This is a genomic window from Epibacterium sp. Ofav1-8 (assembly GCF_022348185.1).
In the GTDB taxonomy this organism is placed as follows: Bacteria; Pseudomonadota; Alphaproteobacteria; order Rhodobacterales; family Rhodobacteraceae; genus Epibacterium.
Map to the genome: position 1 here is coordinate 51,667 of NZ_JAKRFD010000015.1, position 21,272 is coordinate 72,938.

The window sequence follows — 21,272 nt, forward strand, 5'->3', positions numbered from 1 at the left end:
TTTCAAGGTCTGGCCATCGCAACCGGGCACACGCGTTACCCCTGCGCCGCACCGTGCCAGCGGGTGACCGGCCCCTGCACCCCGTGCCACCCCGCCTCCGAGAGGCTGAGCCCCAGCACCCGTTCCGGGTTGGTCGGAGGCGGCATTTCAACGCCTTCGAGCCGCTCAAAACCGAACCGCCGGTAATAGGGCGCATCGCCAACCAGGATTACTCGCTGCCAGTGGCTGTGCTCCGCCTTCCACAGGCTGTCGCGGATCAACGAGGCACCGATGCCTTCGCCCTGCCGGGTCGGATGGACCGCCACCGGCCCCAACAGCAGCGCGTCACGATCCCCCACATGCACCGGCCAGAACCGGATCGCGCCTGCCAGAATGCCACCACTGTCGCGCGCCACCTGACTGAGCGCGCGCACCGGGGCGACGTCGTCGCGCAACCGATAGGACGACAAGGCCGTCCGCCCCGGCGCAAAGCACAGGTCATAGAGGGCTTCCACCTCCCAGGAATCCTCCGGCATCTCCGGCGCGATGGTGATCACGTGTCTCTGGCTCCGTCAGCTGCGCTCTGCGACCACGGGGCCAACTCGACGCGGGGGTGGATTTCGCCCTAGCACGGGCGTAAGTCTGGGGCAAACACTTGGAGACATAGAATGTTCTACCGCCCCGAGGATGGCCACGGCCTGCCCCACAATCCGTTTAACGCCGTCGTGACCCCCCGCCCCATCGGCTGGATCTCCACCCGCTCCGGCGCCGGCGTCAACAATCTCGCGCCCTATTCCTTTTTCAACGCCGTCGCCTATGTGCCGCCACAGGTGATGTTTGCCTCCACCTCGACCAAGGCGGATCAGGACGGTACCAAGGATTCCATGGCCAATATCCGCGAGACTGGCGTCTTTTGCGTCAATATCGTTGAATATGCCATGCGCGATCAAATGAACAAATCCTCTGCAGCGCTTGATAAGGGCGTCGACGAGTTTGCCCATGCGGGGCTTGAGGCGGTCGAGTGCGAAACGATCAATTGCGCCCGTGTCGCAGGCGTGCCTGCTGCTCTGGAGTGCAAACTCACGCAGATCATCGACCTGCCCGGCGAAGCCAACAAGGTGGCCTTTGGCGAGGTGGTTGGCGTGCATTTGCGCGATGATTGCCTTGTGGACGGGATCTTTGACGTGACCAAATACCAGCCGCTCTCGCGCCTTGGCTATCGTGACTATGCCAAGGTCAACGACCTGTTCTCCCTGTCGCGCCCGGACGACTGAGATGCCGCTTCCTGATCCCAAACAACGCCATCCGATTGTGCTGCCGGACGGGACACCCCATGCAGGGACCGTGCAGCTGGCACAGGCGGTCGACAACCCGAATTTCATTGTCGGCGATTACACCTATGCGTCGGATTTCGACCCACCCCGCGACTGGGGCAGCCACCTTGCACCCTATCTGTTTGCGGGGGCGCGCGAGCGGCTCAAGATCGGCCGGTTCTGCCAGATCGCCCATGGGGTGAAATTCATCACCGCCTCGGCCAACCATGCTCAGGAGGGCCTCAGCTGTTACCCCTTCCCGGTCTTTGATCCGGCGCAGATGGCCGGGTTTCAGCCGGACACCCGCGACACGGTGATCGGCAATGATGTCTGGATCGGCTACAGCGCGTTGATCCTGCCCGGCGCGCGCATCGGCGACGGGGCCATCATCGGCGCGGGTGCCGTGGTGCGTGGCACGGTTCCCCCCTACGCGATCATGACAGGCAATCCGGCCAGCATTGCCCGCCATCGGTTCCCCAAGCCCCAGATTGCACGGCTCCTGGCGCTGAAATGGTGGGACTGGCCGGCCGAGCTGATCCTGCGCGCAGAACCGGCCATCACCTCCGGCGACCTCGACATGCTAGAGGCGCTCGCCCCCGATTGAAAGCTGCTGCTTCGGAGCCACCCTCGCCTGATCCCGAACGGATGGGGCGGGGCCCGGCGTGCAAGGCAAATTGCCGAGGCTCCGCGCCCGCATGGGCGGGGATACGGCCATTTTCCTTGTCGCGACGGGGCACGGTCCGTCAGGCCGGAGTCAGGCGAGGATGGCTGCGCAGACTGCTGCTTTGGTGAACCCGAGCCGCATCCCAAACACAAAAAAGCCGCGGTCCCGCATGGGACCGCGACCGCTTAACTGACCTGACGTTCCACGCTCAGTGGCCGCCGAGGATACCTGTCTTCACAGAGTAATCGACCGCCAGACCGTATTCCGGGTCATCGTCACTGTCGATCATCAGATGGCCGGCCTTGGACAGCAATTCGTGGCAATCCCGGCTCAGATGACGCAGCTGCAAGGTCTTGCCAGCCGCGGCATAGCGCCCGGCCACCGCCTCGATGGCCTGGAGCGCGGACTGGTCGACAACACGCGAGGCGGCAAAGTCCACGATCACCACATCCGGGTCGCCTTGCACATCGAACAACTCGATGAACCCGTCCGTTGACCCGAAAAACAGCGGCCCCTGGATTTCATAGACCTTGGCCCCCGCCTCGCTGACACTGTCGCGGGTGATGGCGTGAATGCGGCGGGCGTTGTTCCAGGCATAGGCCAGCGCAGACACGATGACCCCGACCACAACCGCGATCGCCAGGTCGGTCATGACGGTCACCACCGTCACCAGCACGATCACAAAAGCGTCCATCAGCGGCACCTTGGTCATGATCTTGAAGCTGTTCCAGGCAAAGGTCCCGATCACCACCATGAACATCACCCCGACCAGGGCGGCCAGCGGGATCTGCTCGATCAGGGGCGAGGCGACAACGATGAACGCCAGCAGGAACAAGGCCGCCGCGATCGCCGCGATCCGGGTGCGCCCGCCAGAGTTCACATTGATCATCGACTGGCCGATCATCGCACAGCCGCCCATGCCACCAAAGAAGCCGGTCACGATGTTGGAGGTCCCTTGTGCAATGCACTCCTGGCTTGCGCCGCCCCGCTTGCCGGTGATTTCACCCACCAGGTTCAGGGTCAGGAGGCTCTCGATCAGACCGATCGCCGCCAGGATCACCGCGTAGGGCAGGATGATCTGCAAGGTTTCCCAGGTCAACGGCACCATCGGGATGTGGAACATCGGCAGCCCACCCTCGATCGAGGCCAGATCGCCGACCCGCGGCACATCAAGGCCAAAGGCGATCACGATCACCGCGGTGATGCCGATGCCAGCCAGCGGTGCCGGAATGATCTTGGTCAGTCGCGGCATTACCCAGATGATCGCCATGGTCAGCGCCACCAACGCCAGCATGGTCGCCAGTTGCGGACCGGCCAGCCACGCGCCGCCACCGGCGCCATGGCCGGTGTTTTCCACGCTCCCGGGCACCTTGAACTGATTGAGCTGCGCCAGGAAGATCACGATCGCCAGACCGTTCACAAAGCCCAGCATCACCGGATGCGGCACCAGGCGGATGAACTTGCCCCAATGCATCACACCGGCAATCACCTGGAAGATGCCCATCAGCACTACCGCGGCAAACAGGTATTCGACGCCGTGATCGGCCACCAGCGCCACCATCACCACCGCAAGCGCGCCGGTCGCACCAGAGATCATGCCCGGCCGCCCCCCGATCAGCGCCGTAATCAGCCCCACCAGGAACGCCGCATAAAGCCCCACCAACGGGTGCACATCGGCAACAAAGGCAAAGGCGACCGCTTCCGGCACCAGCGCCAGCGCCACGGTCAGCCCCGACAGAAGCTCGGTGCGCACGCGAGCCACGGTAAAGCCCTCGTCCTGCATGATGGAAAGATTGGGAGGAGAGATATTCTTGGCCAATAGGCCCAGTATGCCGCGTGTCATGCCACCAATACCTGTAAATTCGGGAAGGAAGATTTGTGCGCCTGTTAGCGCCAATGCCCCTGCGACACAAGAGATGGCCAGAAATCACCCCCTGAAACCGCGTGACCTGCGCAGTTCAGTGGCACCAAGGCGCGAATCCGTCGGTCAAACCGCCAGCGCTGCGTCCGAGCCGAACTGCCTCTCCCACACCCGGATCACATGCCCGCTCCGCCGCAAAAAATTCGGGGAGCCCGAAGGCTCCCCGATGCCGTGAGTGAGTGGCATGATAGGAAAACGGTGGGCGCGCTGTTAGCTGCCCGGCATGATGACCTTGTCGATCACGTGGATGATGCCGTTCTCGGCCTCGATGTCGGCCTGGATGACCTTGGCCTCATCCACCATCGCGCCGCCGTCGATGTCGACGGTGATCTCAGCGCCTTGCACCGTGGCGGCCTTCATGCCGTCGCTCAGGTCGGACGACATCACCTTGCCCGGCACCACGTGATAGGTCAGCACGGAGATCAGCTGCTCCTTGTTTTCGGGCTTCAGCAGTTCTTCGACGGTGCCCTCCGGCAGGGCTTCAAAGGCAGCATCTGTCGGCGCAAAGACGGTGAACGGGCCGTCGCCCTTGAGCGTATCGACCAGATCAGCGGCGGTCACGGCCGCGACGAGAGTGTCGAAGTTGTCGTTGCCCGACGCGATATCGACGATGTCCTTGGACTGACCGCCCGCAAAGGCGGCAGTGGCGACGGCAAAGCTGGCAACGGTACCGAGTGCAAACTTGCGGAACATGGTGGAACTCCTCTTGTCTCTGTCACAATGGACGTCGCGACCGCGACATCTGTAGAGCACAACGAAACAAGCTCCGATCTGGATCTGGCGGATCTTTGCCACCGCCTGTTTGACACAAGGGAAAAGCCCCCTAAGCCGGGGGCTGTTCAGAAATCCAGTCACACCTGCGTGTGTGACTGTGATCGCCTGTGAGTGATCCGGGGGCGTTGCGGGCGTCAGAGCCCTTCGAACTCGCAGAGCACATGCACGTCCATCCCGAGGTTTTCGAGATGCGTGCGCCCGCCAAGTTCCGGCAGATCGATGATAAAGGAACAGGAGATGATCTCGCCGCCGAGCTTTTCGATCAGCTTGATCCCTGCACCGGCCGTGCCGCCGGTGGCCAGCAGGTCATCCACCACGAGGATTTTCTCGCCGGGCTGAATGGCGTCCTTATGCAGCTCCACCACCGCTTCGCCATACTCCAGCTTGTATTCCTGCGAGATGGTCGCGCCGGGCAGTTTGCCCTTCTTGCGCACGGGCACAAAACCAGTGCCCAACTGATGCGCGATGGCCCCGCCGAGGATAAAACCGCGGGCCTCGAGCCCCACCACCTTGTCGATGCGCTGACCGGCATAGGGGTGCAGCATCTGGTCCACCGCCATGCGGAACCCGCGCGGGTCGGCAAACAGGGTGGTCACATCGCGAAACATGATCCCTTCGTGCGGGAAATCGACGATGGTGCGGATGTAGTCCTTGACGGTTTTCGACGTGCTCATGGGGCGGTGGTCCCTGACTTGGCTTCCTGGATCGGTTCACATCCGACCTGGGACTGCGCCTCAAACCGCCGGACCTGTGCGGTGTGACCGAAGCACGCCCGCCGTGCAAGCGTCAACGCCCCTCAAGGGCCCGTGCGTGTCCGCGTTTGTGGCACAGCTGCCTATTTCCGCTTGGTCAGGTAGGTCCGGTACAGGCCTTCGGGCAGCCATGACAGGTGACGGCGCAGCCAGTCGTGGCGACGGGTGGTCAGCAAATTTCGGGCGACATGCAGGTTCATTGTTGAACTCTCCTTATCGTTTACAAATACTCATGCTCGGATATGCAGCGCAAAACTGCATATGCAATGTATATACAAATCCTTGCCATCTTTCAAGGACAAGCCCCAGGACGACCGTGAACAAGAAGTCAAAAGAGAAGCCGTCGAAGAAGGACAGCCAGCTGGTTCTGCGGCTGGACAAGGCCGAGCGCGACGCGTTTGTGGAACTGTGCAAAGCGCTGGATACCTCGGCCGCGCGCGAGATCCGTCATTTCATGCGGGACTTCGTGAAGAAAAACAAAAAGGGCTAGCGGAGCGTCAGGCCCCGCGCCAGTGGTCAGGCGGGACGCCGGCGATCCGTGCTCCACCGCATCAACGCCTCCAGCGGACCATGGCGAAAGGCCAGCGCCCAGACCCGCGCATAGATCGCCGATAAGACGCAGAACCCGAGGCTGTAGATCAGGATCTCTGTCGTCGTCAGGCTGCCCCCCAAGAGGCCCAGCGCCTCCAGTAGTCCCATCCCGAACAGGATGTGAAAGATATAGAGGCTGAGTGCCTGCCGCCCCGGTGCCGTGAGCCATGCGCCCAACCCGGCGCGCTCTAGCACGGGGGCACATAGAAGCACCGCCCCAAGCGCGGCTGCCGCGCTGCCGCTGGCCGCGACAAGATAGGTCGGGCCCGGCGGGATCATCGCGGTGTCGAACAGCGGCAGCAGCTCCGGATCGGAGACCAGTTGCCCCGGGATCGCGCCCAGGCCGGCTGCCAAAAGGCCAAGACCCAGCATGCGCAACTGCACCCGCCGGTCGGCCAGATCCAGACGCCCAAGCCAGAGACCAAAGAGAAGGAACGCCAACCAGGGGAGTACCGGATGCCAACCGTTGAAGAAGGAATGCATCAGGAATCCGGGGAAGGTCCAGAACCCGGTGTACTCCAGACTGTCCCAATCCCAGTTCTGGTCGTAGTCAAGCCCGGCGTGGATGGCCACGCTTGCGATCAGCAGGGCAACGATCACGCCCCAGATCACCGGCCCGGACGCGCGCAGGAAGGGCAGCGCACAGAGGAAATAGAGCGCGTAGAAATGCAGGATGTCGGCCTCGAAGATCAACAGGTTCAACAGGCCCGCCCCCATCAGGAAGGCCGCCCGTTTCACCATGGTGACCGCATCCGGACGCCCAAGCGCCAATCCCACGCCCGCCAGCACCACAAACAGGGCCGCCGCGCGCCCTTCCAGCGCGTTGGTGATCAGCGAGGGCAGGTCCGCGGCGGGCTGAACTTCGGCCGCCAGTCGGAAATTCACCAGCACCATGCCGCAATAGGCCAGGAACCGTGCCATATCGATCCCGGTCAATCGCGCACCTGTGCGGGTCATTCCGACGCCCTCCCTGCGTTTGGAAACAGTTCAACCTGTCCTTAACAAAGGAACGAGGGGCGTGGAATGAAAGATGGGCACGGAAATTTTTCCTGCCCACCCGGGATCTTGAGCGATACTGTTGCCCGTTGGCGTCAGCCCAGCACGCGTCCGGCGACCGCGTCGAGCTTGGCCAGCAGCGCCGGGTCGCGCTTGTCCGGTGCCGTCATGATGGCATGCTCCAGCGCCCGGTCACAGCCGTGCGGACAGGGGGCGCGGTCGGCCCCAAGGCGTGCGGGCAGCCCCTTGACCAGCGCCCGGCCCTTGTCGGAGTTGCCTTGCAAGGTGGCGATGATCTCGGTGATGTCCACGGCGCCATGATCCGGGTGCCAGCTGTCATAGTCGGTGACCATGGCGATCGAGGCATAGCAAAGCTCCGCCTCACGGGCGAGCTTGGCCTCGGGCATATTGGTCATGCCGATCACATCGGCGCCCCAGACATCGCGGTACATCTTCGATTCCGCCATCGAGGAGAACTGCGGCCCCTCCATCGCCAGATAGGTGCCGCCCCGATGCACGGTGATTCCGGCGGCGCGGGCCGCGTCCTCGCAGGCATCCCCCAACCGGGGGCAGGTTGGATGCGCCACCGAAACATGGGCAACACAGCCGGAGGAGAAGAAGCTTTTGTCGCGCGCAAACGTCCGGTCGATGAACTGGTCCACGATCACAAAATCCCCCGGCGCCATCGTCTCGCGGAAGGACCCGCAGGCGGAGACCGAAATCACGTCGGTCGCACCGATCCGCTTGAGCGCGTCGATATTGGCGCGGTAGGGCACATCGGTCGGCGCATGCACATGCCCGCGCCCGTGTCGCGGCAAAAAGGCCATTTTCACGCCGTCGAAGCGTCCGGTCAGGATGTCATCCGAAGCGGTGCCCCAGGGGCTGTCGACGCGACGCCATTCGGCCCCCTCCAGCCCGTCGATATCATAGATGCCGGAGCCGCCGATCACGGCGATCATGGTCTCTGTCATTTGGATCTCTCCTGCCGGTGTTTCTCGACCTATGGCCGAGCGGGGCGCGGTTTGGCAAGCGGCTGTTGCACCGAGCAAGGGATTTTACCGCAGGTGCCCGGCCCGCAGGCGGGGCACCGCCGCACCGCCGTGTTGCGCTAGGCGACCACCGCGCCGGGATTCATGATCCCATGCGGGTCCAGCGCCGTTTTGATGCCGCGCATGGCGGCCAGCTTTACCGGGTCGCCATACCGTTCCAGATCCGCGACCTTGAGGCGCCCGATCCCGTGTTCCGCGCTCATGGAGCCGCCATAGTCATGGACAAGATCATGGATGATGCGTTTGACCTCTGCACGCAGGGGCTCGTATTCCGCACGCGACCGCCCTGCCCCCGGAAAGACGTTGTAATGCAGGTTGCCATCCCCCAGATGACCAAAACAGTTGATCCGGAGCGAGGCATCCAGCTCTGCAATGGCCGTCCAGCCGGCGGGGATGAAATCCGGGATACGCGATATCGGCACGGAGATGTCATGGCTCGACACCGAACCGATCAGCCGGTTGGCCTCGGGGATATGCTCACGCAGGGCCCAGAGCGCCTGACGCTGCGCTTCTGACTGCGCGATGACGCCATCGGTGGCAAGGCCCGCGTCCATCGCGAGACCAAAGAGATCGGCCAGCGCGTCCTCGGCGTTCTGCCCCTTGCCGAGGCCAAGCTCGATCAGCACGCACCAGTCCGGGCGGGGATCGAACGGCTGGCGCAGATCCGGCAGTTTCTCGGCCAGAAAATCCAGCCCCTGACGATGGATCAGCTCAAAGGCGCTGACCGCCTCGCCCACGGCATCCCGCGCCAGCGCCAGCAGCGCCACCGCCGCAGAGGAGTCGGGCACGGTGAAAATCGCCGTGCCGGCATTGGCGGGAATGGGCGAGAGCTTCAGCGCCGCAGCGGTAATGACACCCAGCGTGCCCTCCGCTCCGATCAGCAGATTGCGCAGATCATAGCCGGTGTTGTCTTTCCTCAGCCGCGACAGGCCATGCCAGATCTCGCCCGTGGGCAGGACCGCCTCCAGCCCCAGGCAAAGATCGCGCGCATTGCCGTAGCGCAACACGTTGACGCCGCCCGCATTGGTCGCAAGGTTGCCACCGATCTGGGCCGTGCCTTCGGCCGCAAGCGACAGAGGGAACAGACGCCCCGCGTCGGAGGCCGCCGCCTGCACCTCCGCCAGCACCGCGCCTGCCTCGGCGATGAGCACGTTTTCCTCCGGATAGACCGCGCGAATGCTCCGCATCCGTTCAAGCGACAACAGCAGCGGCGCGGGCCCCTCGGGCATCACCTGCCCGCCAACCAATCCGGTGCCGCCGCCATAGGGCACCACCCCCACGTGCGCGTCATGCGCGGCGCGGATGATCTCTGCCACCTCCTGCGTGGTGCGTGGCAAGGCCACCGCCGTCGCTTGCCCCGTGTAGCGGCCACGCGGTTCCTCAAGGTAGCGCGCCTCCGGTCGGCGGAGCGTATCGGCGGGCAGACGGGCAGACAGGGCATCAAGAAAGTCGGGATCGGCAGGGTTCAATGTCATAGCCACTGCATCCGAAATCCGCACAGCAAAGGCAAGTCCCTTGGACGGATCACGGCGCGGCGGCCAGAAACGCGGGCCGCAGAACATAGACCGTGGGCCGGTCCGGCAGGCTGCGCAGGGAGACCACAAGCTCCGGGCCCTTAACGCGTTCGATCACATAGCTTTCTCCGATGCGGCTGAGGAAGCGTTCCAGCGTGACCTCGCCAAACCAATGCATCGGGATCACCACCGAGGACCGCAGCCGCCCCAGCACTTCGAGCATCTCCGGCAATGGCAGCGTGGTGCCGCCATCAACCGCCGCCATCACCACATCAAGCCGGCCGAGGGCCGCAAACTGCGCCGGCGTGGGCACGTGATGCAGATGTCCAAGATGGCCGATGCACAGGCCCGCAACCTCGAACACAAAGATGGAATTGCCATTGGGCTCCACCCCGCTGCCGGACCGGATGTCGGTAGAGACATTGCGGATCAGCATCTCGTCCAGGTCCAGATGGTGGTCGATGCCCTCGCCAAAGGCGCCCCAGCCCCTCAGCACATGCGGGATCGCAGGGTCCGGAAATTCGGTCCAATGGGTGCCATGGGCATGGTTCATGGTGACCACATCGGGGATCAGCGGCGCGGTCCCGATAAAGCCCGTGAAATCCGTGACGACATTCAGCCCACCGGCGGTCTGGATCAGAAAGGACGCATGGTCGATATAATGGATCCGCACGGAGGCGCTATCGGGCAACGGATCCTGCCAACTGGCCTGATGCAGATAGTCTATCCCGGGCGCGGCTTCCGCCAGCGCAATACAATGGCTGGCACGACGCTCCTGAGCGGAGACCGCACCAGCCAAGACGGCCAGGCCAGCCGTGAGCACACACCAAAACATCACTCGCATTCTTCTGGTTTAGGTCGATTGCGCTCCGGGTCACGCAAAAAACGTGCTGTACGGGTCTAAAAGACCTCAGGCCTGCCCCACCATGGTCTTGCCCCGGCGATCATTGCGCAGCGCGGCATAGAGCACATGGGTGCGCCAGCGCCCGTTGATCTGGAGATAGGACTGCGCCACGCCTTCGTATTTGAAACCGGAACGTTCCAGGAGCCCGCGAGAGGCGGCGTTCTCCGGCAGGCAGGCGGCCTCGATCCGGCTCAGGTCCAGGCGGGTAAAGGCATGGTGGACCACCGCACCGATGGCCTCGCGCATGTAGCCCCGACGGGAAAACTGCGTGCCGGTCCAATAGCCGATGGTGCCTGCCATGGCCGGACCGCGCCGGATATTATCCAGCGTGATGGCCCCGACCAGATGGTCATCCTCGCGCCGGATCAGGAACAGCGGCAGGGCCGACCCCTGTGCAATGGACCGCTTGGCCCAGTAGACCCGGTTGGTAAAGGACTTGCGGCTGAGGTGATCGGGCGACCAGGCTGGTTCCCACGGAACCAGGTGATCTTTGCTCTGCTGACGCAGAAAGGCCCAGTACCGGAAATCCGCGTGCACCGGCGGGCGGAGCGTCAGACGCTCCGTCTCCAGTTTCACCGTCCGGCGGGCCAGAAGCATCAGGCAGCGCGCCTCCGGGCGATCTCCTCAAGGCTCGGCGCATCTGCGACCGGACCATAAAGAGCAAGGGCCGCAGGGGCATCACGGGAGATCCGCGCCGCCATGGCGCGCACGTCCGTGGTGGTCACCGCGTCGATCTTCTCGACCGTGGCCTCAAGGCTGGGCACGCGGTCCCAGATCTGCACAAGGCGGGCCAGACGTTCGGCGCGGTTCGAAGGGCTCTCCAGCCCCATCAGCATGCCCGCCTTCATTTGCGCGCGTGCGCGCTCAACCTCGGCATCGGACATATCGTCGGCGGCGCGTTTCAGCTCGTCCACGGTGATGCCCACCAGATCGGCGACCTGTTCGCCCGCCGTGCCGGCATAGATGGTCATCATGCCCGTGTCCTCATAGGCGCCCGCCTGAGAGAAGATCGTGTAGCACAGGCCCCGCTTTTCGCGCACTTCCTGAAACAGCCGCGAGGACATGCCGCCACCAAGGGCCGCGGCGTAGATCTGCACGGTGTAGATGTCATCGGCGCGGTAGCTGGGGCTTTCAAAGGCCAGCGCCACATGGGCTTGCTCCAGCGCCTTGTCGCGCCGGGCCTCGCCGCCGACAAAGCTGGCGGTCTCCACAACGTCCTGCTGTTTGGGCTCCAGATCGCCAAACATCTCTGTCGCGGCCTTGACCAGCCGGTCGTGGTCAACCGCACCGGCTGCCGACAGGATCATCTGGCCGGGGCCGTAGTGTTCGGCCACAAAACGGCGCAGGTCTTCCTTGGTAAAGCTGCGCACCCGTTCGGCGGGGCCGAGGATCGAGCGGCCAATAGCCTGATCCCGGTAGCTTTCTTCCTGTAGCCAGTCGAAGATGATGTCGTCCGGCGTGTCCAGCGCCTGACCGATCTCTTGCAGGATTACGCCGCGCTCGACCTCGATCTCGCGCTCGTCGAAAACCGAGTTCAGAACGATGTCCCCAATCACGTCGAGCGCGAGGTCCACATCGTCCTTCAGCACGCGCGCGTAATAGGCCGTGACCTCGCGACTGGTATAGGCGTTGATATAGCCGCCCACGTCCTCGATGGCCTCGGCAATCTGCAGTGCGGTGCGCCGCTTCGTGCCCTTGAACGCCATATGTTCAAGGAAATGGGCCACCCCATTCTGTTCGAGCCGCTCGTGGCGGCCCCCTGCCGAAACCCAGATACCGAGGGCTGCGGATTGCAGCCCCGGCATATACTCAGTGACGATACGAAACCCGTTTGGCAGGGTGTCTTGTTTAACGGTCAATTGGCGATGTGCTTTCTGATGTGATCTTCGATGGTGCCAAGATCATTGGCGATCCGGGTCACCCGTTCCGACCTTTCATACAGATCTGCCATGCGGGGGGGAAGAGGCGGATGCACGCCAGAGGCATCTTCGACCGCTGCCGGGAATTTCGCCGGATGCGCCGTGGCGAGCGTAACCATAGGCACACCGTCCTGAAGGTGCTCATTGGCGACCTTCACCCCCACCGCGCCATGGGGGCACAACAGCTCGCCCGACGCGGCCAGTTCCGATTTGATGGTCGCGGAGGTCTCCTCCTCCGAGGCGCGGCCGGAGGTATAGATCTCGCTCAGCGCCTGCATTGCGCCCTGGCTCACGTTGAAGCCACCGCCGGTTTTCAGCTCGTCCATCAGCTGCGCTACGGCCGCACCGTCCTGATCGTAGGCATAAAACAAGGCGCGCTCAAAGTTCGAAGACACCTGAATATCCATCGAAGGTGAAATCGACGGGATGGTTTCGCCTTTGAAATACCCCTCACCAGAGAGGCAGCGATGCAGGATGTCGTTCTGATTGGTGGCCACCACGAGCTGTTCGATCGGCAGGCCCATCTGGCGCGCAATGAAGCCTGCAAAAATGTCACCGAAGTTGCCGGTGGGCACGGTGAAGGACACCTTGCGATGCGGCGCACCAAGCGCCACAGCGGCGGTGAAGTAGTAGACCACCTGCGCCAGCACCCGGGCAAAGTTGATCGAGTTCACCCCCGCCAGATGCACCGAATCGCGGAAATCGAAATCGTTGAACATGTCTTTGACCGCAGCCTGACAATCGTCGAAATCGCCATCCACGGCGAGCGCGTGGACGTTGGCGTCATCCGGCGTGGTCATCTGGCGGCGCTGCACTTCCGACACCCGGCCATGCGGGTACATGATAAAGACGTTGACCGCATCCAGACCCCGAAAGGCCTCGATCGCCGCCGACCCCGTATCGCCAGAGGTCGCGCCGACGATGGTCACGCTGTCGCCCCGGCGTTTGAGCGCGACCTGAAACAGCTGACCAATGAGCTGCATGGCGAAATCCTTGAACGCCAGCGTCGGGCCGTGGAACAGCTCCAGCAGGAAATGGTTCGGGGTCATCTGTTTCAGCGGCGCGCGGGCGGCATGCTCAAACCCTGCATAGGCGCGGGCGATGATGCCCTTGAACTCGTCTTCGGTGAAAGAGCCGGACACATAGGGCCACATCACGCGATAGGCGACTTCCTCATAAGGAAGCCCCGCAAAACCCGCGATCTCCTCAGCCGAGAGCGTCGGGATCTCCGCCGGGACATAAAGTCCGCCGTCGCGGGCGAGCCCCGTCAGCATCGCTTCTTCGAAGGTGAGTTCAGGCGCTTGGCCGCGAGTGGAGATATATTTCATGGCGTCAGTTCCTGTCAGGTTTTGGCGCGCGTACGCAAGAGAAAGGCGGCGGTCATGGCCGCCCAGATCAGGGCGAGCGAGAACCACGTGATGACATATTGCAGGTGGTTGTTCGGGATGCCTTCGGTGGAGACCGGCAGCGGCGTGGGGTTTTCGGCCCCCGCACGCACCACGACCAACAGCGGTTCGGTGTTCAGGCGGTCGGACATATACGCGATGTCGCGGGCATAGAGAATATTGGTGTCCTCTTCCGGCGGCGGGGTGGTCCAGTCGCCCTCATCCGGCCAGAGCAGGTTCCCAGTGAGGGTCGCGGTCCCAGTGGGGCGCGCGCCATCCTTGTCGCTGGCCCGGATGTAGCCGCGATCCACAAGGATACGGCGTCCGGTGTCGGTCACGAAGGGCGAAATCACGCGGTAGCCCGCCCCCTGCGCTTCGGTGACCCAGAAGACATGCAGTTCTTCGGGCTCGATCTCACCTGAGATCTTCACGGCGCGATACCGGTCCGCCTCGATCGTGGGGGCGTCCGGCAAGGGCACCGGTTCGGCGGCAATGCGCGTCTCGATGGTGGAGAGGATGTTTTCTTTCCACGTCAGCCGCTGCATCTGCCAGATGCCCAGCGACAGGAGCGCCACGAGGCCCAAGCCCCCGACCACTGCGAGAAAGATCACGCGCCGCATCAAACGACCCCTCCTGACCCGATTGCCATCATCGCCCCTGAGATATGCAAGAGGCGCGCGAGGTGATCCCCGCGCGCCCCGTTAGATACGTGCTGATTGCCGAAAGGAAAACCGCAATCATGTACCCGCTACATTGTGATCAGTGCGCCAGACCGGCGGTGCCCCAGATGTAGACGGCCACGAAGAGGAACAGCCAGACAACGTCAACAAAGTGCCAGTACCAGGCTGCCATCTCGAAACCCGCGTGTTGCTTCGGGGTAAAATCACCCTTCATCGCACGGATCAGGCAGACGGTGAGGAAGATGGTACCCAAAATAACGTGGAAGCCGTGGAAGCCGGTCGCCATGAAGAAGTTCGAATAGAACTCGTCACCGCCGAACTCCCAGCCCTCGTGCAGCAGATGCGCATACTCGTAGCCCTGCAGGAAGGTGAAGAACACGCCAAGCGCAATACCGATGGCGAGACCGTTCACCAGGCCCTTGCGGTCATTCTCATGCACCAGCGCGTGGTGCGCCCATGTGACGGCACAACCGGACAGCAGCAGCACCAGCGTGTTGATGAGCGGCAGGTGGAACGCGTCGACGGGGTAGATGTCCGGCGCGACGTACTCGGTGCCGACATACTGTTCCATCGGGTACATGGCGTGTTTGAAGAACGACCAGAACCAGGCGAAGAAGAACATCACTTCGGACATCACAAACAGGATGAAGCCGTAGCGCAGGCCGATCAGAACCACCGGGGTGTGATCGCCTGCCTTGTTTTCGGCGATGGTTTCCCCCCACCAGCAGAATGCGGAGTAGCAGACCGCGACAAGTCCGGCCCAGAACAGCCAGGCCGTGATGTCTTTCATCCACAAAACCGCCCCGAAGAGCATGATGAACGCGCCCACAGAGCTCAGCAGCGGCCAGATCGACGGCGGCAGGATGTGGAAGTCGTGATTTTTTGCATGCGCCATTTAAGTGTCCCTCACCAAAGCGGCCTTAGTTCAGTTCCGTCTCTGCCCCGGATGTACCTCCGGTGTCGAGGGCGGCATAGCCCTCGGGCAGATCGATCTCGTGAAATGTATACGACAAGGTGATCGTATGCACATATTTTGCCTCCGGGTCCTCGACGATCTCGGGGTCCACGAAGAAGGTCACGGGCATCATCACCCGCTCCCCTGGTTGCAGCACCTGCTCGTTAAAGCAGAAACACTGAATTTTTTCAAAGTAGTAGCCCGCCGAATAAGGCGCAACATTGTAGGAGGCCTGCCCCGCGACCGGACGGTCTGTCGGGTTGTAGGCCTCGTAGAAGGCAAGACCGGTCTCGCCGATCTTCAGCTCCATGATGCGCTCGACGGGCCTGAACTCCCACGGCATGCCGCGGTCTTTGGAGGCGTCAAAGCGCACCTTGATGGTGTCTTCCAGCACCTTGTCGGATCCGGCGTCCGCCACCTGGGTCACGCCGCCAAAGCCGGTCACCCGGCAGAACCAGTCGTAGAACGGCACCGACGCCCAAGCGAGGCCGCCCATGACGACAACCACGCCAACCAGCTGGATCACCGTTTTCTGCGGTCCGCTCATTGCCATCAGTTCTGCGCTCCGGTGTCGATTTCCGGGAAAGTGAAACCCGCCGAGGTCACCTTGACCATGGTCAGCGCCAGCACCAGCACGACAAAACCGGCCAGGAGCAGGCCAACACCAAGGTTGCGCCCCTTGCGGCGATTGTGGAGTTCGTGTTCCTTGCGCAGGCTCATATTACCAGCCTCCCAGTCCGTAGGGTTTCAAGAGCGCCTCCATCAGGATCGCGCCGAAGTGCAGGAACAGATAGAGCAGCGACAGCTTGAAGAAAGAGCGTTCGACCTGGAAGTTGTCCGCTTCGCAGGACTCTTCGTCGCGGCGCCAGATCCGGACCGCGCCCTTGAGGAACAGCAGGTTCAGCACCAGTGCAACCGCCAGATAGATCGGCCCGCCCACGCCGGTAAAGGCGGTGGCCAGCGCAAAGAGCGCCAGAATCACCGTGTAGACGAGGATATGGTTGCGGGTGGACCGGCGCCCGTGGGTCACGGTCAGCATCGGCACATCCGCCATGTCGTAGTCATTGCGCATGAACAGCGCCAGCGCCCAGAAATGCGGCGGCGTCCACAGGAAGGTCAGCGCGAACATCAGCCATGGCTCGATCGCCATGGAGCCGGTCGCGGCAATCCAGCCGATCACCGGCGGAAAGGCCCCGGCCGCACCACCGATGACGATGTTCTGCGGCGTCGCCCGTTTCAGCCACATGGTGTAGATCACCACGTAGAAAAAGATGGTGAAGGCCAGGAACGCACCCGCAAACACATTGGTGGCCAGTGCCAGCATGATGACCGAAAGGCCTGACAATCCAAGACCGAGGCTGAGGGCCTCGCCCTTGTCGACCTTGCCCGCGGGAATGGGGCGCGACTTGGTGCGTTTCATCACCTGGTCGATGTCGGCGTCCCACCACATGTTGAGCGCACCGGAGGCGCCACCGCCGATGGCGATGAACAGGATGGCACAGAAGCCGACAACCGGGTGCACGCCGATGGGCGCGGCAATCAGACCCACAAAGGCGGTAAACACCACCAACGACATCACGCGCGGCTTCAGCAGCGCAAAGTAGTCGCCAAAGGAGGCGTCATCTTCGCGGGTCATGCTTGCGTTAATGCTGGCGTCGCTCATGCTCGGGCTCTTCTTTGGACACGGCGGTCACGCCCGGGGCGTGGCCAGCCAATTTGTGACGAAGTCGACGGCCTGCCCCCCTGTTTCTCGTGCGAGGGGGCAGGTGTCAGGCGGTCTTAGTTCGATGCGACCTGATAGGCGCGCGGCGTGCCGGCATCGGCGTATTCGTCGATCGCGCCTTGCAGCCATTCCTCATAGGCTTCCTCGCTGACCACTTTGACGGTGATCGGCATATAGGCGTGGTCCTTGCCGCAGAGTTCGGAGCACTGACCGAAGTAGATGCCTTCCTGGGTGGGCTTGAACCACAGTTCTGCCAGACGCCCCGGGACGCCATCCTGCTTCACGCCAAAGGCCGGCAGCGCCCAGGAGTGGATCACGTCAGCCGCGGTCACCTGCATCACGATGGTCTTGTTCACGGGAACAACCACGGCAGTATTGGTGGCCAGCAGGAATTCATCACCTGCATAGCCTGCATCTTCGAGCTTCAGCTTCATCGCCTCGTCATAGACGAAGGGGGTCACATCCGCATCGGCGGGACGCGCGCTTTCGTCCAGGGTGGCCGGGTGGCCGATCAGGTAGCTGTCGAATGCAAACTCATGGTCCACATACTCATAGCCCCAGTACCACTGATAGCCGGTCACCTTGATGGTCACGTCGCCCTCTGGGATTTCCTGCTGACGCAGCAGCTCCGGCAGGGAGAAGGAACCGATGACGATCAGGATCACGATCGGAATCACCGTCCACGCGATCTCGACCGGGGTGTTGTGGGTAAAACTTGCCGCTTCGGGGTTGGAGCGACGGTTGAACCGCAGGATTGCATAGAGCAGCAGACCGCCCACGAACACGCAGATCGCGGTGATGATGATGAGAATCATGTGGTCCAACTGGTGAATGCCTTCCGCCAGTTCGGAGGCCGCCGGCTGGAAGCCAAGGTTGCCGTCTGTCGGCTTACCAATGGTTTCCAGACCTTCTTGCGCCATTGCTGGAAGGCTCGAGAGAGCGGCGATAAAGCCCGAAAGCGTCAAAGCATTCTTCATGTCGTTTCCTGATCGCTTGATCGTTGCATGGGGCGGGTTCGCGGAATCGATTGGAAAATCGTACTGCGCCCGTTGTCTTTGGTGCCGTTAAAAATCATATTCTTGAGAGGTTATAAAGAGGGTTGCTCGCGTCATAGCGTCGCTTTCTTGACTTAGATCAAAAAAATCGAGGCCCATTTGATGGATACAACAGCGTTTCGCCCCTTTGAGACCACCCTTCCCGAGGATGAGGCCCTGCCGGTTCTGCGCGCGGCGCTTGACGGTGCCGACGATGGCGAGATCTTTGCAGAGCGCACCAAATCCGAAGCTTTGGTGTTTGATGACGGCCGACTGCGGACCGCCAGCTATGATGCCGCAGAGGGATTTGGCCTGCGCGCGGTGCGCGGAGAGGTTGCCGGATACGCCCATTCCACCACCATGTCGGTCTCGGCCCTGAAACGGGCGGCAGAAACTGCACGGCTGGCGGTCGGCGACGGCGGCGGGACGATGGCCCCTGCCCCGCAAGCCACCAATCAGAAGCTCTATCACGATCTCGACCCGATCGCGGCGCAGGCCTTTCCGGTCAAGGTGGAGACGCTGCGCGAGATCGACAGTTTTGCCCGCGAGTTGGACCCGCGCGTGGTACAGGTGTCGGCGACGCTGGCTGCCTCCTTGCAGGAAATCGAGATTCTGCGGGCCGATGGCGCCCGGGTGCGGGACGTGCGTCCGATGACACGGGTGAATGTCTCGATCATCGTCGAGGATGGCGGCCGGCGCGAAAGCGGCACCGCCGGTGGTGGCGGGCGCGTCGGCCTCGATGGGCTGATCGCACCGCAGGACTGGCAGGCCAAAGCGCGCGAGGCGCTGCGTATTGCATTGGTCAACCTGGAGGCCGAACCCGCCCCCGCAGGTGAAATGGACGTGGTGCTCGGCCCCGGCTGGCCGGGCATCCTGCTGCATGAGGCGATCGGCCACGGGCTGGAAGGCGATTTCAACCGCAAGGGCTCCTCGGCCTTTGCCGGGCTGATGGGCCAGCGCATCGCCGCCCCGGGTGTGACCGTGCTCGATGACGGCACACTTCCCGACCGGCGCGGCTCCATCAGTGTGGATGACGAGGGCACACCCAGCCAGAAGACGACGCTGATCGAGGATGGTATCCTCGTGGGCTACATGCAGGACCGCCAGAATGCGCGCCTGATGGGTGTGGAGCCCACCGGCAACGGGCGGCGGCAGAGCTACGCCCATGCGCCGATGCCGCGCATGACCAACACCTATATGCTGGGCGGCAACGCCGCGCCCGAGGATCTGGTCAAGGACATGAAGGACGGCATCTGGGCGGTGGGCTTTGGCGGCGGTCAGGTGGACATCACCAACGGCAAGTTCGTCTTCTCCTGCACCGAGGCCTATCGGGTGAAGAATGGCAAGATCGGCGCGCCGGTGAAGGGCGCGACCCTGATCGGCGATGGTGCCACCGCCCTGCAGAAGATCCGCGGCCTCGGCAACGACATGGCGCTGGATCCGGGCATGGGCAATTGTGGCAAGCAGGGCCAATGGGTGCCGGTGGGCGTTGGCCAGCCCAGCGTCTTGATGGGCGGATTGACCGTCGGTGGTTCGGCAACCTGATCGCGGGCCCCTCCTGCAAAAGGTGGCTCGCGCCAGATGCGCGAGTCGCCTGCCCTCTCAGCCGCCCCCTCTCAGCCGTCGAGGTGACGCAAGGGAACCCTCAGCCCTCATCTTTGTTTAACAGTCCTGGCTTTTTGCGCGCCAAACAGCCGCAATATCGACCCGCGTTTACCACAAATCTTGCCCAATCGTCAGAGCCGAAGCAGGGGCGCTATGCTCACGGTGGATTCACACCCTTTTGTTTTCAAGGACATAGCGAAAAGTACCGAAAAATCTCGATAAACTGTCTCGATGTTCACCACCTGTTAACCTCCGCAGCCGTAAACCTAGTCTTGCAACAAGGCGAGGCGAGGGCATGACCGGAGAAGCAAATTCTTCCACTCACCCCCCACTCCCACCCACCACGGAAGATCAAAGGTATTCCTGGCTTCGTCTGTTGCGCTCCCGTGGAATCGGGACAGTGACCTTCTACCGGCTTCTGGCCGAGTATGGTTCAGCACAGAACGTGCTTGAAATGCTGCCTGAAGTGGCAGCGACCACAGGCGTCAAAGGGTATAAAACATACTCAAAAGATGCACTGGACGCCGAGTTCACCTCAGCAAAAGCCGCCAATGCGCGGCTTTTGTGCTTTGGTGATGCGAATTACCCCGCCGTTCTGGCCAATATCCCCCATCCGCCGCCGGCCCTCTGGATGATCGGCAATCCGGACCTGCTGGCGCGACCGGCCATATCCATCGTGGCGGCGCGCAACGCCTCCTCCCTGGGGCGGCGCATGGCCTACGGCCTGGCGCGGGACCTGGGGGATGCGGGATATGTGGTGATCTCCGGCCTTGCCCGCGGGATCGACGCCAGCGCCCATGAGGGCGCGCTCAGCGCCGGGACCATCGCTGTTCAGGGCGGCGGCGTGGACATTATATACCCGGCAGAAAATGCGCGTCTCGCAGCGGCAATTGCAGAAAACGGCCTGCGTCTGTCTGAGCAGCCGATGGGATTGCAACCACAGGCCCGCCACTTTCCGCCTCGCAACCGCATCATCGCAGGCCTCGGCCTTGCCACGGTTGTGGTCGAGGCCGCCGTGAAATCCGGCAGCCTGATCACGGCGCGGGATGCGCTGGATCTGGGACGTGACGTGATGGCAGTGCCCGGCCACCCCTGCGATGGCCGCGCAAGCGGCGGCAACCTGTTGATCCGGGATGGCGCAACGCTGGTCCGCGACGCCCGCGACGTGATCGATGCGCTGCCCCCGTTGCAGGTGGAGCGCCCCCGCCCCCGCGTCGCGGCGCGGGACCTGCCGCCACCGCCCCCCGAAAAGCGGACCCTGCGGCAAACCGCTGCACTCCACCAGCAGATCCTCGACCGGCTTGCTGCCGCGCCCACCCCCGAGGGCCAGCTGATCGACGATCTCGACAGCCCGGCACGCAAGGTGCGCACTGTTCTGACCGACCTTGAACTCTCTGGCGAAATCGGTCGCGGACCGGGTGGGGTGATCATCAAAAAACGCTGAATCCCTGTCCTCGAAACACCCGCGCCGACCAGTGTTTTGCGGGCTGTTTTCTTCGTGTGGATTGACATTC

22 protein-coding genes are annotated in these 21,272 nt (G+C 62.9%); 5 read left to right on the top strand and 17 right to left on the bottom strand.

Going from position 1 to position 21,272, the window contains the following annotated elements:
- Positions 1–35 precede the first annotated feature (35 nt).
- Positions 36–536 carry a GNAT family N-acetyltransferase gene (locus MHM97_RS19780; protein WP_239324757.1) on the bottom strand — a complete coding sequence of 167 codons (501 nt, stop codon included), beginning with the start codon at positions 534–536 and terminating at the stop codon, positions 36–38.
- A gap of 111 nt (positions 537–647) precedes the next feature.
- On the opposite strand from MHM97_RS19780, the gene MHM97_RS19785 reads away from it, so the two are divergent.
- Entirely contained in the window at positions 648–1,253 is a 606-nt protein-coding gene (locus tag MHM97_RS19785) for a flavin reductase family protein (RefSeq protein WP_239324765.1), read from the top strand.
- Position 1,254: 1 nt separating this feature from the next.
- Complete coding sequence (locus MHM97_RS19790; RefSeq protein ID WP_239324766.1) at positions 1,255–1,896, top strand: CatB-related O-acetyltransferase; 642 nt, start codon at positions 1,255–1,257, stop codon at positions 1,894–1,896.
- Between the two features lie 268 nt (positions 1,897–2,164).
- On the opposite strand, the gene MHM97_RS19795 is transcribed toward MHM97_RS19790, so the two are convergent.
- The 3 genes from MHM97_RS19795 to MHM97_RS19805 form a co-directional block, all read right to left on the bottom strand.
- On the bottom strand, positions 2,165–3,799 hold the full coding sequence (locus MHM97_RS19795) for a SulP family inorganic anion transporter (RefSeq protein WP_239324767.1): 1,635 nt from the start codon (positions 3,797–3,799) through the stop codon (positions 2,165–2,167).
- A gap of 288 nt (positions 3,800–4,087) precedes the next feature.
- The gene (locus tag MHM97_RS19800; RefSeq protein ID WP_239324768.1) at positions 4,088–4,570 is read right to left on the bottom strand and encodes a fasciclin domain-containing protein; all 483 of its coding nucleotides are present in this window, start codon (positions 4,568–4,570) and stop codon (positions 4,088–4,090) included.
- A gap of 215 nt (positions 4,571–4,785) precedes the next feature.
- Positions 4,786–5,325 (bottom strand): adenine phosphoribosyltransferase, encoded by a 540-nt coding sequence (locus MHM97_RS19805; RefSeq protein WP_239324769.1) that lies wholly within the window; start codon positions 5,323–5,325, stop codon positions 4,786–4,788.
- A gap of 394 nt (positions 5,326–5,719) precedes the next feature.
- On the opposite strand from MHM97_RS19805, the gene MHM97_RS19810 reads away from it, so the two are divergent.
- Complete coding sequence (locus tag MHM97_RS19810; RefSeq protein ID WP_239324770.1) at positions 5,720–5,893, top strand: hypothetical protein; 174 nt, start codon at positions 5,720–5,722, stop codon at positions 5,891–5,893.
- 26 nt (positions 5,894–5,919) lie between these two features.
- Here the strand turns inward: MHM97_RS19810 and MHM97_RS19815 are convergent, their stop codons facing one another.
- The 13 genes from MHM97_RS19815 to coxB all read right to left on the bottom strand — a co-directional run bounded on the left by MHM97_RS19815 (position 5,920) and on the right by coxB (position 18,096).
- Complete coding sequence (locus tag MHM97_RS19815) at positions 5,920–6,951, bottom strand: DUF418 domain-containing protein (RefSeq protein WP_239324772.1); 1,032 nt, start codon at positions 6,949–6,951, stop codon at positions 5,920–5,922.
- Positions 6,952–7,085: 134 nt separating this feature from the next.
- A complete protein-coding gene (locus MHM97_RS19820; RefSeq protein ID WP_239324774.1) occupies positions 7,086–7,961 on the bottom strand; it encodes an S-methyl-5'-thioadenosine phosphorylase in 876 nt (291 codons plus the stop codon).
- A gap of 137 nt (positions 7,962–8,098) precedes the next feature.
- The gene (locus MHM97_RS19825; protein ID WP_239324776.1) at positions 8,099–9,514 is read right to left on the bottom strand and encodes an FAD-binding oxidoreductase; all 1,416 of its coding nucleotides are present in this window, start codon (positions 9,512–9,514) and stop codon (positions 8,099–8,101) included.
- 49 nt (positions 9,515–9,563) lie between these two features.
- Positions 9,564–10,388: an MBL fold metallo-hydrolase gene (locus tag MHM97_RS19830; protein ID WP_239324922.1), complete on the bottom strand. Its 825-nt coding sequence runs from the start codon at positions 10,386–10,388 to the stop codon at positions 9,564–9,566.
- A 75-nt stretch (positions 10,389–10,463) separates the two neighbouring features.
- On the bottom strand, positions 10,464–11,054 hold the full coding sequence (locus MHM97_RS19835; RefSeq protein WP_239324778.1) for a GNAT family N-acetyltransferase: 591 nt from the start codon (positions 11,052–11,054) through the stop codon (positions 10,464–10,466).
- Positions 11,054–12,316: a M16 family metallopeptidase gene (locus MHM97_RS19840; RefSeq protein ID WP_239324780.1), complete on the bottom strand. Its 1,263-nt coding sequence runs from the start codon at positions 12,314–12,316 to the stop codon at positions 11,054–11,056. The genes MHM97_RS19835 and MHM97_RS19840 overlap by 1 nt, the downstream gene beginning before the upstream one ends.
- The gene (gene thrC / locus MHM97_RS19845) at positions 12,313–13,704 is read right to left on the bottom strand and encodes a threonine synthase (protein ID WP_239324782.1); all 1,392 of its coding nucleotides are present in this window, start codon (positions 13,702–13,704) and stop codon (positions 12,313–12,315) included. The genes MHM97_RS19840 and thrC overlap by 4 nt, the downstream gene beginning before the upstream one ends.
- Positions 13,705–13,718: 14 nt before the next feature.
- Entirely contained in the window at positions 13,719–14,381 is a 663-nt protein-coding gene (locus MHM97_RS19850) for an SURF1 family protein (RefSeq protein WP_239324784.1), read from the bottom strand.
- Positions 14,382–14,520: 139 nt separating this feature from the next.
- The gene (locus tag MHM97_RS19855) at positions 14,521–15,336 is read right to left on the bottom strand and encodes a cytochrome c oxidase subunit 3 (RefSeq protein WP_239324786.1); all 816 of its coding nucleotides are present in this window, start codon (positions 15,334–15,336) and stop codon (positions 14,521–14,523) included.
- Between the two features lie 25 nt (positions 15,337–15,361).
- Positions 15,362–15,949 (bottom strand): cytochrome c oxidase assembly protein, encoded by a 588-nt coding sequence (locus MHM97_RS19860; RefSeq protein ID WP_239324787.1) that lies wholly within the window; start codon positions 15,947–15,949, stop codon positions 15,362–15,364.
- Positions 15,949–16,116, bottom strand: coding sequence for a cytochrome C oxidase assembly protein (locus MHM97_RS19865; RefSeq protein ID WP_239324788.1), 168 nt, complete (start codon positions 16,114–16,116; stop codon positions 15,949–15,951). The genes MHM97_RS19860 and MHM97_RS19865 overlap by 1 nt, the downstream gene beginning before the upstream one ends.
- 1 nt (position 16,117) lies before the next feature.
- Positions 16,118–17,059, bottom strand: a complete 942-nt coding sequence (gene cyoE / locus MHM97_RS19870; RefSeq protein ID WP_239324789.1) for a heme o synthase — start codon at positions 17,057–17,059, stop codon at positions 16,118–16,120.
- A 116-nt stretch (positions 17,060–17,175) separates the two neighbouring features.
- Positions 17,176–18,096, bottom strand: a complete 921-nt coding sequence (gene coxB, locus MHM97_RS19875; protein WP_239324790.1) for a cytochrome c oxidase subunit II — start codon at positions 18,094–18,096, stop codon at positions 17,176–17,178.
- Positions 18,097–18,276: 180 nt separating this feature from the next.
- Between coxB and tldD the strand changes: the two genes are divergently transcribed.
- Complete coding sequence (tldD, locus tag MHM97_RS19880) at positions 18,277–19,698, top strand: metalloprotease TldD (protein ID WP_239324791.1); 1,422 nt, start codon at positions 18,277–18,279, stop codon at positions 19,696–19,698.
- A gap of 355 nt (positions 19,699–20,053) precedes the next feature.
- Positions 20,054–21,202, top strand: a complete 1,149-nt coding sequence (gene dprA, locus MHM97_RS19885) for a DNA-processing protein DprA (RefSeq protein ID WP_239324792.1) — start codon at positions 20,054–20,056, stop codon at positions 21,200–21,202.
- Positions 21,203–21,272 lie beyond the last annotated feature (70 nt).